Consider the following 16,965-nt stretch of genomic DNA (forward strand, 5'->3'; position numbering starts at 1 on the left):
CTCAGTCACCCCCCGCGAACGGCGCCATCTCGTCGAGTACCTGTTCCATCCCGGCGTCGTCGGCGGGATCGACCATCGTCGCGTCCCGCTCGGCGGGCGCCTTCGGGATCGGATCCACCGAGGAGACCACCGTCGGCGAGCCGTCGAGCCCGATGTAGTCCGGATCGAGGTTGAGGTCCTCGTGGTCCCACACCGTCATGTGGTCCTCGTGGTTCTTTGCCCGCTTTTGGGTCTCCTCGCGGAGGTCCTTGTGCCGCAGCCGATGGTCCGCCCGGCGGTACGAGGGCTCGAACTCGGGATCCGCGACGACGAACGCCGGCAGCGACGTCTCGACGGTCTCGATCTCCTCGATGTCGCCCTCGACGAGCCGTTTTGCGCGGAGCCGCTCTTCCTCGGGATCGACCTCCATCGAGATGACGTGGGTGACGAGCGGCATATCGTACCCCCAGCAGGTCTGTGGGCCCGTGTGGCCTGTCTCCCCGTCTGCGGTCTTGAATCCCGCAAAGACCAGGTCGGGTTCGGGTTCCAGTTTCTCCAGGGCGGTGCAGATCGTGATCGCCGTCGCCCACGTGTCGGCGGCGGCCATCTCCCGGTCCGAGAGGAGATACAACTCGTCGGCGTACACAGACTCCATCGCCTCCCGGAGGACGTCACCGTACCCCGGCGGACCCATACTCATCACGTCGACAGAGCCGCCCTGCCGCACTTTTGTCTGCAGCGCGGCCCGCAGCGCGTGTTTGTCGTTCGGGTTCATTACCGTCGGCGTCTCTCCCCGTTTGAGGTGTCCGTCCTCGTCGAAGGACACCTGTCCTTCGCGGAAGTCGGGCACCCCCTTCGTGAGCACGATCATATCCATTGGTATCAACTCTCACACCCTAGTCCAACGGGGGGTTCCTTAATTGTTATTTATGGTTATCTCTCCCGTGTCTCGTCGCACTCGACCAGCCGACGCGCCGATGGATGGGGTGCTTCCGCCACTGACGGCGATGTTGCGTTGGCTTCCGCCACTGACGGCGATGTTGTGTTGGTTTCCGCCACTGCCGGCGCGTTCTATTGGCTTCCGCCACTGCTGGCGACGTTCCGTTCGCTTCCGTCACTAACGGTTACGTTCGTCCGGAACGGCCGGCGTCGACGTCGATGGCGTCCACCGGACAGACGTCGACGCAGATCATACAGTCGATACACTGGGGTTCGTTCGCGGGGTCGGCCTTGATTTCGCTCTCGGGATGTCCCGGCGTGTCCACCCACTCGAAGACGTCGACCGGACAGTCCTCGATGCAAGCGCCGTCGGCCAGGCAGATGTCGAAGTCGACGGCGACGTGGGTGCCGTGAATGCCCAGTTCCTCCGGTTCCTCGACGGGTCCCCAGACGTTGTGCCCGTTGTGTTCGTCGACGATCTCCCTGTTTTCCTCGAAGTTCGGATCGATCGGCATTGGTATACCGTACCACCCATCTATACCCATTTAAAATTACGGACGAACAGGATCGGGCGGTCGCCGCGGAAAACGGGAATCGAAGACTTTTGAGGGGGTATCGCAATGCGTCGGTATGGTCGAAGCGTTCGCCGTCGCAAGCGGGAAGGGCGGCACTGGCAAGACGACGAGCACGCTGGCGCTCGGGATGGCGCTCGCGGAGCGCTACGACGTCACGGTCGTCGACGCTGACACGGGGATGGCGAACCTCCTCTTTCACGCCGGGCTCGACGACGCCGACGTGACGCTGCACGACCTGCTGGTCACGGAGCGAAACGTTCCCGTCGAGGCGGCGGTGTACGACCGCTTCGGGATGTCGGTGGTGCCCTGTGGGACGAGCCTCGCGGGCTTCGAGGCGGCCGATCCCGCCCGACTCCGGGACGTCGTCGCCGAACTCGCCGCCGACACCGACGTGCTCCTCTTGGACTCCCCGGCGGCGCTCGGGTCGAAGAGCGCGGTGTTGCCGATCGTCCTCGCCGACCGGATCGTGGTCGTCCTCCAGCCGACGGTGCCGTCGCTGTCGGACGGCCTGAAGGTTCAGGAGTACGCCCGCTCGTACGGCACGGAGACGGCGGGCGTGCTGTTCAACCGGGTCGAACCAGACGAGGACGTCGAGACAGTCGCCGAGCAGGCCGGCCGCTACTTCGGCGGGACGACGCTCGCGAGCGTCCCTGAGAGCGACGCGGTGCGGGCGGCCCGGCGGGCCGGAGAGCCGCTACTCGCCCACGCGCCGACCGACCCCGCCGCCGACGCGTTCCACGAGGCGGCCGCGAATCTCGACGTCCGGGCGGGCGACGCCGGCGACGTCGCGGATCGCTTCCGGAGCGCTGTCGTCCCCGACCGCCCGTGACGATGGTAGTTGACGGCCACATTCCCGAGGGTGAACTCCGCCGCTCCCGGACCGACGCCGACGTCGGCGAGACGCTCACAGCCGCGCTCGACCGCGAACTCACCGGCTACGTCGTCTTCGAGCCGCGCGGGTCGATTCTCCGCGACGACGAGGAACGCGCGGTTCTCACCTTCGAGACGGGTGTGCCCGTGCTGGCGTATCACGCCGCGGATGACCTCGGCGGCTGGGACGCCCTCGACGCGCTGACCGCTGGCCCCTTTCACACCGAGGTGTACGAACTGTCGCCGGCGTCGCTGTCGGCCGCCCATCGGGTCGACGAATTCCGCGTCGGCCCGACGGCGCCAGCGAGAGAACTCGCTGACTGCGACGATCTCGTCGAGCGAACTCGGGAAGCCGCACCCGAGGAGCGACTGGCCGAGGAGGAGGGCGCAAGCGCTGTCGAAGAGTTCCTGGCGGACGCAGAGCGAATCGAAGCCATCCGCGAGGAGGCCGCCGCCGAGGCCAAGGAGCGCGCCGCCGAGTGGGGATTGACGGACCAACTGGACGACGGTTCCTGACGGACCAACTTGACGCCGATCCCCGACTCGCAGGTGTGTTCGTCGAGAGAGAACGGGACCGTATATACAGCCCGGGGTCGTACGCAAAGTGTGAGCGTCCTTTCGCTACTGCGTGCGCGGAACGCGGCCGACTTCGCCGACTGGTTCCGACCCGGCGCCGAGTACCTCCTGCGCGTCGCCGACGGGATGGGATTCCGGACGGGGGACCTCGCGGGCTTCATCGACGAGGCGGAGACGGCGATGCGGGCGGGCCGGACCGGCGCGGACGTCGCCCCGACCGCTAACCGCCTCATCGCCGCCGACCTGTACGCTGACGCCGCGTTCGGCCTCCCGTTTCTGGAGTGGACGCCGGTATGGTACGAACTCGGCCTGACGGCGCCGACGGCGTACGCCGGCTGGCAACTCCGGCGGATTGCCGACCAGTACGCGGCGACGATCGATCACATTTCGGTCCCGCGGTTCAGCCGCCCCGGCGACGTCGTGACCCGCGGTCGACCGGCCGTCGAATCGGTCTCGGGGTTCGCCGACCGCTTCGCGTTCGCGGACGCTATCCTGCATCTGGAGTGGTTCGCGTACGTCGCCGAGGAGTGTGGTATCAACGTTCCGGCCGATCTGGTCGCGGAGACGCGCAGAGAGACCGTCGCCTACTACGTCGGTGACCGCTCGCTGGAGGAAATCGATCCGAGTGTCAGGCGGTTCCAGACGCTGCTTTTCACCGACGACGCGTGGATCCGCGACCTCGACGACCGCTACGACCTCGGAAGCACGCTCCTGTCGGTCTGGGCGCGAGTCTGTCGCCGCGAACGGGAGCGGTTCGGCGGCGTGTGAGTGCGGAACGGTGGGCCTGGACCGACCGACGAGAGGGATTTTCGACCGCTGCCTTCGAAGACGACAGAGCCGCGATTCTGCCGTCAGATCTTCGTCCTCCCTCTCCCGGTTTTCACGACGCAAAACCGAGCCGGACGTTTATATACGAGAGGGCGGCAACGCGACGATATGCGCGACCGAATCCGCCCCTCAATCGCCCGACAACTCCGGCGGAGATCCGAGATCGCGGGTGATCGCTCCGGATCTCATCCTCCGTTCACAGGGGCGGGCGATCGACCTGGGATCCGCGCTGGCCGACGGCGCGCGCCGGAGGACGGGCGATGACGGGGGCGAACCACAGCGTCGCATCGAGTGCACCCACGCCGGACGCGGAATCACACGTGGCCCCGACCGTCCCGGCTCCGGAACCGCCGGACAGCCCGGACGCGTGGTACGCGCCGGCGGTTCGGGCGCAGTACGAGGTCACGCCCGGCGTCGTCGTGACCATCCGCGACGCGGCCGACGGGGTGGGGTTCGACTATCGGATCCGGGAGCCGGCGCTTTCGGCCGACGCCGAGCGGGCGCTGGATGCAGTGATGGACTACTTCTCGGCGGTCGAGGTCCGCCGACCGCTCACCCGCGAGGGGGCTGCCGAGCGCGCCGCCGCCGGGTTGCCGCCGAAGTACCGGCGAGTTATCGATCGGCTGCTCGCGGTCTCGCCCGCTGCCCGCCGCCGCATCGAGTACTACGCGCTCTGTGAATTGCGACTCCTGGGAGACGTGACGCCCATCGCGCTCGACGATCGGGTCGCGGTCGTCGACGTCGAGGGCGGGGCCGACGGCGCCCTCGTCGTCCACACCGACGACTACGCCCCGGCGACGACGCCGTTCCGTGCGGACGCGGAATTCGCCTCACGCGTCGCCGGGGAACGGCTCCGGAACTACACCGTCTCCTTCGCCGGATTCGACGTGGAGGTGGTCGTCCACCGCGACCACATCCTGGGCGACGACCGCTTCGAGGCGAAGTACGCCGTGCTGGAACCGGCGCTGCTCCCGGGCGACGAGGAACTCGTCGCCGAGTGCAAAGAGCGGATCTGGGAGACGAACGTCGAGGAGGTGGTCGACGACCGGACGGCGTTCATCCGGGAGCGGGCACGGGAGTTTCTCTCCCGGCGACTCACCGCCCGCAACACCCGGGCGTGGCTCGAAGCGACGCGGTACCGCGTCCGCGACGCACTCGCGGGATACGGGCTCGGCGTTCCACCTGTTGACCAGCGGTACGCCCAGGACAGACTCGACGACCTCGTCTACTACGTCCTCCGCGATTACGTCGGCGAGGGCGTCCTGACGATCCCGATCCGGGATCCACATCTGGAGGACATCGAGGCGAACCGTGTCGGCGAGCGAGTGAAGGTCGTCCCGCGTGCGGACGTGGTCCGAGCAGGCGAGCGCGTTCCGACCAATCTCAGGTTCGAAGACGAGACGAGCTTCGTCAACGTCGTGACCCAGCTGGCCGCCGCCGACGGCGTCGAACTCAGCGCCAGCCAGCCCTCCGCGAAGGTGAATCTCCGGCCGGACGGCCTCGCCCCCGACGCGCCCGGCCACGGGGAGACGATCCGGTGTGCTGTCGCGCTCCCGGTGATCTCCGAGGACGGGCCGCACGTCTCCATCCGCAAGCAGGCCGCCTCGCCTTTGACGCCGATCGACCTCGTCGAGTTCGGCTCGATCCCGGTCGAGCTTGTGGCCCTCCTGTGGCTGCTCTACGAGCACCGCGGCGTCGTGCTCTTCTCGGGACCGACCGGGGCAGGCAAGACGACGTTGATGAACGCCCATATGCCGTTTATTCCGTACGACAACCGCCCGATCAGCATCGACGAGGGGTCGCGGGAGGTGTATCTGCCGCACGAGACCGGCGTCTCGCTGACGACGCGGGACCACGAGGACGAGTACAAGCGCATCTCGATGGCGGACCTGATGACTGAAGCGAACTACCTCAACCCAGATGTCGAGGTCATCGCCGAGGTCAACACCCCCGAGTCGTTCGAAACGTTCGCTGAAGTGCTGAATACGGGTCACGGTGTCGTGGGCACCACGCACGCCGAGGACGTCGAGACGCTCGTGAACCGCGTGATCGAGCAGGGACTGCCCGTCTATCTCCTGCGGGAACTCGACTTGATCGTCTTCCCCCGCCGCGTCGACGGCGAGCGGTACGTCAGCTCGGCCGTCGAACTTCTCTCCGAAGCCGGCTACGAGGACCTGCCGGCCTCGGCCCGGACGGGCGTCATCGAGAAGGACGGCACGACGCTGTACTACAACACAGTCCTCCGCCGGGAGACCGACGGCTCGTTCTCGATGGCGTACGACCACCCGGATCTCGGCGGGGAGGCGGCCGCGACCGACGGCGATGTCCACCGTCGCGCGCTCCGGCTGTTCGACCGCGTCGCGGCCGCGACTGACCGGGACGTCGAAGCCGTCGAAGGGGAATTCCGCCGCAAGCGCGAGTACGTCGAATATCTCCGCCGGGAGGGCGTCACCGACGTTGACGACCTGTTCGGCTTCCTCTCTGATCTCCGCACCGACGAGGCCGCAACCGTCGATCGGGTCCGGCGGCAGCACGCCACTCGCGCGGCTGACGGAGCAGGAACGACGAGGAACGAATCAGGACAGCCAACTGATAGAACAGGAGCCCGGATCGACGAGTCGGGCACGTCGGCCGATGGAGAACAGGCGACTGACGCCGGCAGAGCGGATCACGATCGCCGGTGGGACCAGTAGCCGTGAGCGACCGCCACTCCAGACCGCCGCCGGACGCAGCGGCGACAGCGAACGCGGCCGGTTCGGACGCAGCGACAGGGAACGCCAACGGATCGACGGACTCTGCCCCCGGTCAGCACGCTTCGGGGGAGTCCCGGCGCTCCTTCGGGGCGTTCGACCGCGCTGCGTACGCGCTGTTCGCCAGCCGAGCGGACGCGCGGCGCCACGAACGCGACCGCCGCGCCTACCGCGGGACGAACCTGGCCGTCCCCTTCGATCTGTATCTCGCCCGCCTCTATGCGGCCTCGGTCCTGCTCGCGGCCCTCGGTGGCGGCGGGGTCGTCGCCATCGGACTGGCGCTCCCGCCGGAACTGCTCGAAGCGGCGGCAGCGAGCGTCCTCGAACGGCTCGGACAGGTGGGCAGCGGGAGACTCGGCTTGACCGCGCCGGACGAAGTCGTCGTCACCGACCGGACGGTCCTCGCGCTCGCCGGCGGCAGCGGGATATTCGTGGCCGCAGCCGTTCACTGGGGCATCGTCTACCTCGGCGGTCGCTACCTCCGGTGGCTCGCTGCGGCGCGTCGGGCGAACATCGGCCGGACGCTGCCGAGCGCGGTCCGATATCTGAATGTCCTCGCGTCCGGCAGCGACGGGCGGCGGGCGATGCTGCGCCGCGTCGCCGACACCGACGCGTACGGAGAGACGGCCGTGGCGCTCCGGCAGGTGCTCAACACGGCCGCGATGACCGGGAACGTCGACGAGGGAATACGGCGGGTCGCTCGCGATACTCCGGCGCAGGACACCCTCGCGCCCTTCCTTCTGAAGTTCCGGGAACACGCAGACCAGGGGTCGGACGCGCTCCGGGAGTACCTGGAGATGGAGAGCCGGATGCTCCGCCACCAGCAGGACCGGGACCGCCGTCGCGCGGAGGGCTTTCTCGAACTGCTCGCGGAGCTTTTCGTCGTCCTGCTCGTGCTACCTGTCCTCCTGGTAATCGTCCTCACCGTGATGAGCGTCGTCGCGCCCGAACTCGGCGCGCCCGTGGCGACGCCGTTCGGTGCGGTGACACTCCGCGCACTTTTGATCTACGGTGGCGCGGCCTTCGTCCTCGGCGTCGGGATCGGGACCGCCGCGCTCGTCTCGCGGCTCCGGCCCCCGGACCAGCACGTCGAGTACTCCCGCCCCGCAGGAACGCTCGGGACCCTCCGGACGGCGACGACGAACCCCGCGAGCGCGACCGCCGCGTTCGCTCCGATCGGGATCGCGGCGCTCGTCGCGTCGCTTTCTCTCGCAGTCGACGTCGTCGTCTCGCTTCTGGTCGGCTACGTCGCCTTCGGCGTCCCGGTCGGCCTCGTCGCCGTCCGGCGGGCGCGGCTCGACGACGCGAAGGACCACGAACTGAAGGACTTCGTCCACGCGGTCTCCGGGCACGTCAACCTCGGGCGGCCGTTCCCGGCGGCCGTCGAACACGTCGCCCGGGACGTCGACCTCGGGGCGCTGAACGATGACGTCGCGGACCTCTCGATGAACCTGCATCTCACGACCGCCACTGACGATGCCGACGCGGACCTGCGGACGGCCGCGCTGGACCGGTTCGTCGAGCGGGTCGGGACGCCGATGGCCGAACAGACAGTCGGCCTCGTGATCGGCGCGCTCGACGCCGGCAGCGACACGGGCGTCGTCTTCGAGACACTCCAGAGCGAGGTCGGGCGGCTGTACCACGAGAAGCGCGCCCTCCGCTCGGGGATGCTCGTCTACGTCGCGGTGGGGTGGACTACTGCGCTGCTCGTTATCGGGATCAGCGTCGCGACTAGCGCGAACGTCTTTGCCGGCTTCGATCGGCTGTCGACGATGTCGGAACTCTCGGGGGTCGCCGTCGATCCCGGCGCGGTCGACCTCGCACGGGATCGATACCGCGTCTACGTGACCACGCAGGCGACGATGCTCGCCGCTGGGTGGTTCGCCGGGGTCGCCAGCCGCGGGCAGTACGAGGCTTTACTCCACTCCGGCAGTCTCGTCGCGATCTGTCACGTCGTCTTCGTCGGGGTGGGGCTGATATGAGCCGGCAGCGGCACGGCTTTCCGACGGAACGCGACCGTGGACAGGCAGCGGTCGTCGGCGTCGCGCTCCTCTTGGGACTGACGGTCCTCGCGGTCGGCGGACTGACGGCGACTGCGGGTTCGATCGTCGAAGACGGCGCCACCTCGGCGGCGGCCACGCGCGTCGGCGACGACCTGGCGACCGCGCTCGGCCCGGGTCCGGGTGAGCGGGAGACGACGCTCGAACTGGCAAGCGGGACCATCCGGGTGGTGAACCGGTCGGTGTGGCTCCTCGACGACGACGGCGTCGTCTGGGCTGGCCACGCCGGCGCGATCGTCTACACCGACGGCGACCGCCGGGTCACCAGTTTTGCGGGCGCGGTCATCCGGAGCGACGGCCGTGAAGGCCGCCTGATCGCTCCGAGTCGTATCGCCCCCGCGAACGGGACACTGTACGTCGGCGTCCCCGTACTGAACGCCAGCGGCGCAGACGGGATCGCGACCGGCGGTCATCGGATCGCGGTGACGCTTCGGACCGACGCCCGTACTGATCGAATCGATCTGCCAGAAGGCGACTACCGGGTCGCCGTCGAGACCGAGACCCCGGCCGTCTGGGAGCGGCACCTCCAAGAGCGGGGCGCGACGACGGCCCGTCGCGACATCGACGGCGACGGGATTCCGAGCGTCGTGGCCTCCTTCGAGGGGGAGCGGACGGTCCATCTGGTCGTGCACGACGTCGCACTCGCCGTGGAGGTGGGGCGATGAACGGCGGTCGTCGACCGGGCTGGCGGTCCACGGATCCGTCGTCAGCGCGGGACGACCGCGGGCTCTCGCCGGTCGTCGGCAAGACTCTCGAACTTGCGGTCGGCGTACTGTTCGTTTCCCTGCTGACGGCGACGTTCTTCGGAGGACTGGTTCCGGAGTATCGCGCGGCAGTGGGGGCGGAACTCGGCGACCGGGCACTCGTCGGTGGGGCCGAGCGCGTCGAGACAGCGGTCCCCGGCGGCGACCACGTGGGAATCGAACGGAGCGTCAGCGTCGGACTACCCGAGGCGATCCGCGGCGATCCCTACCGGATCATCGCTGTGACCGATAGCAACGGCTCGGCGCTGCGGCTCTCACACCCGGACAAGTCGGTCTCCGGGCGTGTTCGACTCACGCTGCCGCCGACCACGACGGTCCGGGGCTCGTGGCGAAGTCCAACGCCGTCCCGAGTAGTCGTGCGCGGGACCGACGGCACGGTTACGGTGAGGCTCGTCGACGGCGTGAAACGAGCGGGTTCACAGTCTGCACTACCGGAGGAATCGACGTGACGGCGCGTGGACAGGCGAACCTGGTCGGATTCGCCGTCGCAATCCTCGTGGTGGTCACGGTCACCGTCGCGGGCGTTGCGCTCGCGAACGACGCGCTTGTCGATGCGGATCGAACGCCCGCGCGGACGCACGCCGCGGAGCGACTCGCGGCCCACCTCGTCCACGGCGAGGCAGCACACACACGCGAGCGGAACGTCCTCCGCGCGGCGGCCGCAGATAACCTGACGGCTGCCGACCTCAACTCCGCAGTCCCGCCGGTCCGAGGGCGACCGATCCGCGTGGCTGTCGGCGGGAACGTTGTCCTCGAGCGTGGCGATCCGACCAGGGGCGAGTACGCTCGAATCGAACGACGTGTCCGGGTCGAACGCGACGTCCCGCGGTCGGCAAACGTCGATCTGACGGAGGATCGGCGTCTCGTGCTCTCCGACCACGCCGGTCAGGTCGCGATACGGATCGAAACCGACCGCGTTCCCCGAGTGACGACCGTCCGCGCCGGCGATCGGGTGGTGCTGCACGATCCCACGGGGCTCGACGGCCGCTACACCTTCAGGCCCCCGGCGACACAGCCGCTACCTGTCTCCTTCGAGGTCGAGTCGGGACTCCGCGGGCGCGGCACCGCGACGGCGACGGTCTCGTGGACGGCGACGAACGCGAGCGTCGAGTCGCTGGAGGTGACTGTCGGTGACTGACACCGGCGACCGCGCGCAACTGGCGACCTCGCTGGTCGAGGCCGCCGTCGGCGCACTGCTGGTGTTGTCGGTCGTCGCCGGATTCCTCTGGGTGCCGGCCGGCGTCGACTCCGCCGAAACGGGCCTCGATGAGACGGCCGAAGACACCCTGACCGTCCTCGATGCTGAACCACCAGCCGGAACCGGACGCAGCCGCCTGGCAGCGGCCTGCCGCTCGCCGTCGTCGTTCGAAACCGAGCGGGAGGCGCTCCGAACGCGGCTGGATGCGGTGCTTCCCGCCGGCGTCTTCGGTCGTCTGGAAACTCCTCACGGCGCGGTCGGCCCCGCGATGCCGGACGGCGTCCCCTCCGACCGCGCGAGAGAAGCGACCGGGCAGTGTGTGGTCACGCTTCGGGTGTGGTATCCGTGACGGCCGTGTTCGCGCCGGACGGCGATCGTGAGGGCGACGACCGCCGCTCCGACCGGGCGCAGATCGTCCTCGTCGCCGCCGCTGTTGTCGCAGTCGCCTTTCTCTCGATGACGCTGGCCTACGCCCAACTGGGGTACGACGCCGATCGCGACGGTGCGGGGGCGGTGGACGTCGCTGCCGTCTCCGACGTCGATCGGAGCCTCTCAGCGTCGTTGCGCGCGGCGGCCCGGGACGTCGACGGCGAGTACCGCTGGGCTGACCGCCGCCAGGCGGGAGAGGCCGTTCGAGAAGCTGTCGAGGGCGACATCGAACGGGTACAACGGGTGCACGCCGACGAGAGCAGGTCACTCTCCGTGACTTTCGACGATTCGACGGCGGCCGCCTGGGCCCGGGAGCACTGTCCAGGCGGAGCGGGCCGCGAATTCGGCCGCTGTCGGTCGATCGACGGCGTCGTCGTCCAGGAGCGTGCGGGGGAGACGACCGTCGTCGCGGCCGCGGTCCGAATCCGGATCGTTTCCCCGGCGGAGCGGACGACCGTCACGACGGTACTCCGGGTTACCTCGTCCGATCGGACTGCCTGAACGGCGGGAGCACGTGTGGTCGAGTGACGAGGACGGGTCCCGTCAGCCGGCGTGAGGCTGAGACACCAGATCGACTGTGAGAACTGTGGGGCGCCGCCGCGCCGCTCCGGCTCTCGACAATTGCGCCCGCGGGACCGATTTCGGCACCCGCTACTCGTCCGGCAGTTCGTCGGCGACGAAGGGGCGGTCCTCCGACGGCTCGAATGGCGGGAGCTCGTCGTCGGCCTCGACTGCCTCCTTTTCCTCCTCGTAGAGGCGCTCTTGCAGTTGGCTGCGCTTGTTCCGGCCTTTCCGCTCCCGCCCCGATTTCGTGTCAGGCATTGTCAACCGTGGGGAAGGCACCCATACGCATTAACTTTGTGTCTCGGGTAATCGCCGCTTGGGCCAGAACTCCGTAGATCGATTTGTCGGTGCCCACCAGAGTCCGTCGCTTTCCTACTGCGCTGCTCGGTCAGTGCCAACTCCGGCTGGCCCCGGCGGAGAAGGCAAATTTCAAAATATGATAACGTATCCGGAGATATATGAGTGGACGGTCCGGATCCCCTGAACGGGATCGCAAGCGGCGCGGCCGGAGGCCTTCTGGACGGGACAGTACCGCCAGCAGCCCGGTAGTGGCCGTCGGAATCAACAGCAACCTCCCGTCCCGGCTACGGGTCCTCGCAGGCGGACCGTTCCGGGATCGCGGAATCGGTGAATCTCGGTGATGTACGCCAACACAGAACTGATCGTTGTGCTGCAGGGGATGCCGGCCGAACTCGTCGGTGCACCGCCGCTGAGATCGTTCTATATCGCCGTCTTCGTGCTCGCCGGCACCGTCTGTCTGGCCGGAGTGGTGGGAGCCCGGACGCTCGATCATCCCGACGTCCGGCGCGGGCTGGGCGCGCTGCTCGTTCTCAGCGGCGTCTGGGCGCTGTTCACGGCGATTCAGTTGAGCGTGAGGTCGCTTCCGGCCGGCCGCGCGATCCACCTCGGCGGCCTCGTCGCCGGGATCTCGACGATCTTCGCGTGGCTCGCGTTCGCCTCGGCGTACTCCGGGCGGCAGTACCACCGGCAGCCGTCGTTGCAGGCGAGTGCACTCGCGCTCCTCGCGGCGATCGTCGCGGTGAAGGTGACGAATCCGCTCCACGGGCTGTATTTTTCGGCCTCGCTGGTCGCCGAACCGTTCGTGCATCCGGAGTTCAGCTATGGCGCCCCCCACTGGTTCGTGACAGGGTTCGCCTATACGGCCACGGTCACAGGCTTTCTCTGGCTGTTCGAATCCTTCGAGCGGCTGGAATCGCGCCCGACCACGCTGTATGTTTTGGTTTTGGTCACCGCGCTCCCGGTGGTTCCGTACGCGCTGTCCGGCTACTCGGTCCTGCTGCTCAACATCAACTACGAACCCCTCGGGGTGGCGGTGTTCGCGCTCGGCACCCTGTTCTACGCGCGGACGGAGTTCGCCCACCACAGTTCGCCCGAGCAGTCGGCGCTGGCGGACAACTTCGCCGACGGGGGCCTCGTGCTGGACGATTCGGGGATCGTGATCAACTCGAACGATCGGGCGGCGACGATCCTGGGCCAGCACCCGATCCCGCGCGCGCCGATCGAGGAGATCGATCCGGAACTCGCGTCGCTTGATCCGGGCGAAACCCGGCGCACCACCTACGAGGTCGGCGGCGACACCCGTACCTACGAACTCCAGCGCTCGTGGGTCACCGAATCGCTCACCGCAGCGGAGGTCATCACGCTGAAAGACGTCACGCGGGCGACGCGGCTCGAACAGCTGATGCGACTCCACCGCGACATCAACGAGGCGCTCATCGACGTCACCGAACCCTGGCGACTGATCCGGGAGATCCCCGAGACGTTCACGCGGATCGACGCCTACGATCTGGTCTGGCTGTACCCGATGAACGAAAGCGGTGAGCCAGACCGACCGACCGCCCTGGCCTCCGGCGCGCGCCTGTTCAACACCGCCCGCGACGAGGTTCCCGGGGTCGCCGCCGGCAAAACCGACTACGCGACGTGGGCCGTCGCCGACGCCGCGTCCGAGGAACCCGTCTTCGCCGCGGCGGCCCGGGACCGGACCCAACACGTCGCCGTCGAGGACCCGGACGCCGAGTGGGAACGCCGCGCCGCCGGACACGGGATCACCGATTGCTTTGCGGTCCCGATGGAGTTCACGAACCAGCGGACGTACATTCTCGGGCTTTACAGCACTGCACCGGGCGGCTTCGACTCCACCGAGACGAAAGTCATCGAGGAGATCAGCGAGAGCATCCCGCAGGCCATCGAGATGATCGAGACCCACGAGGAGGCGCTCCAGTACGAGGAGGCGATCAGACACGCGGGCGTGGCGATCAGCATCACCGACACCGACGGCGTGATCGGTTACGTCAACCCGGCGTTCGAGGAACTCACCGGCTATACGGCCGAGGAGGCTGTCGGGAACACCCACCGGATCCTCAACTCCGGCGAGATGAGCGAGGACCACTACGAGACGCTCTGGGAGACGATCCTCGACGGTGACGTCTTCGAGGAACAGGTCGTCAACAAGACGAAATCGGGCGACCGCTACACTGCTCGCCAGACGATCTCCCCGGTCACGAACGACGCAGGCGAGCCGGAAGCCTTCGTCGCGATCCAGATCGACATCACCGAGAAGCTCCTGCGCGAACAGCGGCTCTCGGTGCTCAGCAGGGTCCTGCGCCACAACCTCCGGACCGCCGTCAACGTGATCCAGGGATACACGGATCTCCTCGAAGAGCGCCTCCGGGACAGTACCACAGCCTCGGCGCTCACGCCGGAGATCGAAGCCTCGACGGAGACAATCCGCAACCGCGCTGAGGAGGTGGCGAGCCAGGCTGAGACCGCCCGGGAGATCGAACAGGTGCTCTCGAACGAAGCGGGACGGATCGGAACCTCGGTCCGAGACGTCGCCGAGACGGCCCGCGAAACCGCGACCACGCTCGGGGGTGACTGTCGTGTCGACGTCGACGGCGACATCGCCGCCTATCAGATCGATACCGAACTGAACCAGATCGTCGAGGAACTGGTCGAAAACGCGATCCTCCACAACGACAGCCCGCCGGCGGCGGCCGATGCACACGTCACCCTGTCGAAGGTCGGCGACGATCTGGTCCTCTGTGTCGAAGACGACGGCCCGGGAATGTCCGAACAGGAACTGATCGCCATCGAGGAGGGCAGCGAGGAGCCGCTTCGGCACGGTAGCGGCCTCGGCCTCTGGAAGGTCAACTGGCTGGCCATCTCCCGCGGCGGTTCGATCAGCGCGACGACCGGTGCGGACGGCACCGCGATCCGCGTGACCGTGCCCCTCAGAGGGAACCACACGCCGGACGTCGAGGCCGCGTTGAACGACTGATACTGATTATTCTCGTCTCTTCGCGCCGAGCGCCGTCAACGGGGGTGGCGCTCTGTGGGAAACAGTGAGAGTCATCAGTATGACGGTGGCGGGGCCGTTTTATTACTCACGGCGACGGCCGCTCGGCGACGGGACGCCTCGCTGGATGGGTCGGATCTGAAAAAACGCCGGGACAGGGATTTGAACCCGATGGCGAGACTCGCTTCGCTCGTCTCGCGTGGTTCAAATCCCGACGTAGGTTTTCATCGATCCGACAGCGGTTGCTCGGCGACGAGACGCCTCGCTGGATGGGTCGGATCTGAAAAAACGCCGGGACAGGGATTTGAACCCTGGATCCCAGAGGGAACACGCTTTCCAGGCGTGCGCCTTACCACTCGGCCATCCCGGCTCGCTCGGAGGTAACCTACTGAGTCGTTTAAGTCCTTCCCTTCGCTCGCATTCGGGGCTCAGCGACGTACGCAAGCAGGGTCACGACGACGCCGACGAACAGCGCGACGCCCGCTGCGGCCGCGGTGCTGACGTCCAGCGGGCCGACGAGAAGCCGGTAGCCCTGCAGCAGGACGAGGAAGCTCAACGCACCGATCAGTCCCCACAGGACGGCCGATCTGCGTCGGGTCATACGGACTGTTGTGACTGCTTGTCGGCGCTTACTGCTCCAGATACCGACGATTGCGGGTAAGACGTTCCAACAATCCGTATCACGCGAGCACCTCGACAGTGTATCCCGCGTCTCTGAGCGCCCCGAGTACCTCCTCGATGTGGTCGTGACCGCGGGTCTCGATGTCGATCTCCACGTCGGCCTCGTTCATCGCGACGTCCCGCGAGGTGCGGTCGTGCTGGATCGCGTAGATGTTCGCCCGCCGCTCGGCGATGATCTCCACGAGGTCTTCGAGCGCGCCGGGTCGATCCCGCAGCACGGTCCGGATCTTCAGGTACCGGCCGGTTTCGACCAGTCCGCGGACGAGCACCGTCGTCAGTTGGTTCGTGTCGATGTTGCCGCCGCACAGCGCCGGCACGATCGTCTCTCCCGCCTCGTAGTCGAAGGCCTCGAAAAGCAGCGCCGCCATCGACACCGCGCCGGCGCCCTCGACCAGCGTCTTCGAGCGTTCGAGCAGGTACGTCAGCGCGACCGCGATCTCCTCGTCGGTGACGGTCACCACCTCGTCGACCCGCTCGCGGATCACCGCGAAGGGGCGCTCGCCGACCTTCCGGGTGGCGATCCCGTCGGCGATGGTGTTCACCGACTCCCGCTCGCGGATCTCGCCCGCCTGCAACGAGTCCGGTAGCGACGCCGCCCCCTCGGCCTGGACGCCGATCACGCGAGCGTCCGGCTTCCGCGCCTTCACTGCGGTCGCGATGCCGGAGATCAGGCCGCCACCGCCGACGGGGACGACGACGGTGTCGACGTCGGGGCAGTCCTCGACGATCTCCAGGCCGATCGTTCCCTGGCCGGCCATCACCTTTTCGTCGTCGAACGCGTGGACGTAGGTTCGTCCCTCCGCCGCCTCGATCTCGTGGGCTTTCGCCTGCGCCTCGTCGTAGTCCGCGCCGTGGAGAACTGTCCGCCCCCCGTAGCGTTCGGTCGCCTTCACCTTCGAGATTGGCGCGTGCTCCGGCATCACAATCGTCGCGTCGACGCCCGAGCGAGTGGCCGCGAGCGCGACTCCCTGGGCGTGGTTCCCGGCGCTGGCGGTCACGACGCCGGCTTCCTGCTCCGCCGCCGAGAGCGTCGCGATGCGGTTCGTCGCGCCGCGGATCTTGAACGCCCCGGTCCGCTGGAAGTTCTCCAGTTTCAGGTGGACGTCTGCCTCTGTCATCTCCGAAAACGCGTAGGAGTACTCAAGTGGCGTCCGTCTGACGACGTCGTCGATCCGCTCCCGGGCCGCCTCGACGTCGGAGAGAGAGAGCATATCGGTCGACGATTCCCCGTCGTCTGGTGTAATACTTGGGGATGATCGTGCTAACTGACTATCGGCTACGAGTCGACCTCTGTGCGGAGCGTTGCGACTCAGGAGCGCTAAAGGGGAAAGGGGGGAATGCACGCGTGTGACGTGCACTAGGGTATGTGACCGGCAGATACATAAATATCCCCCACGCGCGGTGAAAGTGAAATTCGCAGGACTGCGATGAGTAAA

16 protein-coding genes and 1 tRNA gene are annotated in these 16,965 nt (G+C 67.7%); 11 read left to right on the forward strand and 6 right to left on the reverse strand.

All coding sequences use genetic code 11. The features are described from left to right. Position 1: 1 nt before the first annotated feature. On the reverse strand, positions 2–856 hold the full coding sequence (locus RJT37_RS06115; RefSeq protein WP_313688661.1) for an electron transfer flavoprotein subunit beta/FixA family protein: 855 nt from the start codon (positions 854–856) through the stop codon (positions 2–4). Positions 857–1,103: 247 nt separating this feature from the next. Further along, complete coding sequence (locus RJT37_RS06120) at positions 1,104–1,433, reverse strand: 4Fe-4S dicluster domain-containing protein (protein WP_311171430.1); 330 nt, start codon at positions 1,431–1,433, stop codon at positions 1,104–1,106. A gap of 115 nt (positions 1,434–1,548) precedes the next feature. On the opposite strand from RJT37_RS06120, the gene RJT37_RS06125 reads away from it, so the two are divergent. The 10 genes from RJT37_RS06125 to RJT37_RS06170 all read left to right on the forward strand — a co-directional run bounded on the left by RJT37_RS06125 (position 1,549) and on the right by RJT37_RS06170 (position 11,469). Then, positions 1,549–2,322, forward strand: coding sequence for a nucleotide-binding protein (locus RJT37_RS06125; protein ID WP_313688662.1), 774 nt, complete (start codon positions 1,549–1,551; stop codon positions 2,320–2,322). Between the two features lie 2 nt (positions 2,323–2,324). Then, positions 2,325–2,879, forward strand: coding sequence for a DUF8054 family protein (locus tag RJT37_RS06130; protein WP_313688664.1), 555 nt, complete (start codon positions 2,325–2,327; stop codon positions 2,877–2,879). Between the two features lie 90 nt (positions 2,880–2,969). Continuing rightward, a complete protein-coding gene (locus RJT37_RS06135) occupies positions 2,970–3,707 on the forward strand; it encodes a DUF8116 family protein (protein WP_313688665.1) in 738 nt (245 codons plus the stop codon). Positions 3,708–4,027: 320 nt separating this feature from the next. Continuing rightward, positions 4,028–6,460 (forward strand): type II/IV secretion system ATPase subunit, encoded by a 2,433-nt coding sequence (locus RJT37_RS06140; RefSeq protein ID WP_313688667.1) that lies wholly within the window; start codon positions 4,028–4,030, stop codon positions 6,458–6,460. 173 nt (positions 6,461–6,633) lie between these two features. Further along, positions 6,634–8,499, forward strand: coding sequence for a type II secretion system F family protein (locus tag RJT37_RS06145; RefSeq protein WP_313689885.1), 1,866 nt, complete (start codon positions 6,634–6,636; stop codon positions 8,497–8,499). After that, positions 8,496–9,242, forward strand: coding sequence for a DUF7289 family protein (locus RJT37_RS06150; protein WP_313688669.1), 747 nt, complete (start codon positions 8,496–8,498; stop codon positions 9,240–9,242). The genes RJT37_RS06145 and RJT37_RS06150 overlap by 4 nt, the downstream gene beginning before the upstream one ends. Beyond that, positions 9,239–9,790 (forward strand): DUF7266 family protein, encoded by a 552-nt coding sequence (locus RJT37_RS06155; protein ID WP_313688671.1) that lies wholly within the window; start codon positions 9,239–9,241, stop codon positions 9,788–9,790. Before RJT37_RS06150 ends, RJT37_RS06155 begins: the two co-directional genes overlap by 4 nt. After that, a complete protein-coding gene (locus RJT37_RS06160) occupies positions 9,787–10,479 on the forward strand; it encodes a DUF7263 family protein (RefSeq protein ID WP_313688673.1) in 693 nt (230 codons plus the stop codon). Before RJT37_RS06155 ends, RJT37_RS06160 begins: the two co-directional genes overlap by 4 nt. Beyond that, complete coding sequence (locus RJT37_RS06165; RefSeq protein ID WP_313688675.1) at positions 10,472–10,888, forward strand: DUF7262 family protein; 417 nt, start codon at positions 10,472–10,474, stop codon at positions 10,886–10,888. The genes RJT37_RS06160 and RJT37_RS06165 overlap by 8 nt, the downstream gene beginning before the upstream one ends. Continuing rightward, positions 10,876–11,469, forward strand: coding sequence for a DUF7261 family protein (locus tag RJT37_RS06170; protein WP_313688676.1), 594 nt, complete (start codon positions 10,876–10,878; stop codon positions 11,467–11,469). Before RJT37_RS06165 ends, RJT37_RS06170 begins: the two co-directional genes overlap by 13 nt. Before the next feature lie 150 nt (positions 11,470–11,619). Here the strand turns inward: RJT37_RS06170 and RJT37_RS06175 are convergent, their stop codons facing one another. Further along, the gene (locus RJT37_RS06175) at positions 11,620–11,790 is read right to left on the reverse strand and encodes a hypothetical protein (RefSeq protein ID WP_313688677.1); all 171 of its coding nucleotides are present in this window, start codon (positions 11,788–11,790) and stop codon (positions 11,620–11,622) included. A 382-nt stretch (positions 11,791–12,172) separates the two neighbouring features. Between RJT37_RS06175 and RJT37_RS06180 the strand changes: the two genes are divergently transcribed. Then, positions 12,173–14,830, forward strand: a complete 2,658-nt coding sequence (locus RJT37_RS06180; RefSeq protein WP_313688679.1) for a PAS domain S-box protein — start codon at positions 12,173–12,175, stop codon at positions 14,828–14,830. A gap of 307 nt (positions 14,831–15,137) precedes the next feature. Here the strand turns inward: RJT37_RS06180 and RJT37_RS06185 are convergent. The 3 genes from RJT37_RS06185 to ilvA all read right to left on the reverse strand — a co-directional run bounded on the left by RJT37_RS06185 (position 15,138) and on the right by ilvA (position 16,740). Further along, positions 15,138–15,218, reverse strand: a tRNA-Ser gene (locus RJT37_RS06185). Between the two features lie 27 nt (positions 15,219–15,245). Continuing rightward, positions 15,246–15,449, reverse strand: coding sequence for a DUF7981 family protein (locus RJT37_RS06190; protein WP_311171418.1), 204 nt, complete (start codon positions 15,447–15,449; stop codon positions 15,246–15,248). 79 nt (positions 15,450–15,528) lie between these two features. After that, positions 15,529–16,740, reverse strand: coding sequence for a threonine ammonia-lyase (gene ilvA, locus RJT37_RS06195; RefSeq protein ID WP_313688681.1), 1,212 nt, complete (start codon positions 16,738–16,740; stop codon positions 15,529–15,531). Positions 16,741–16,965: the final 225 nt, after the last annotated feature.

Source organism: Halobellus marinus, assembly GCF_032113415.1.
In the GTDB taxonomy this organism is placed as follows: domain Archaea; phylum Halobacteriota; class Halobacteria; order Halobacteriales; family Haloferacaceae; genus Haloquadratum; species Haloquadratum marinus.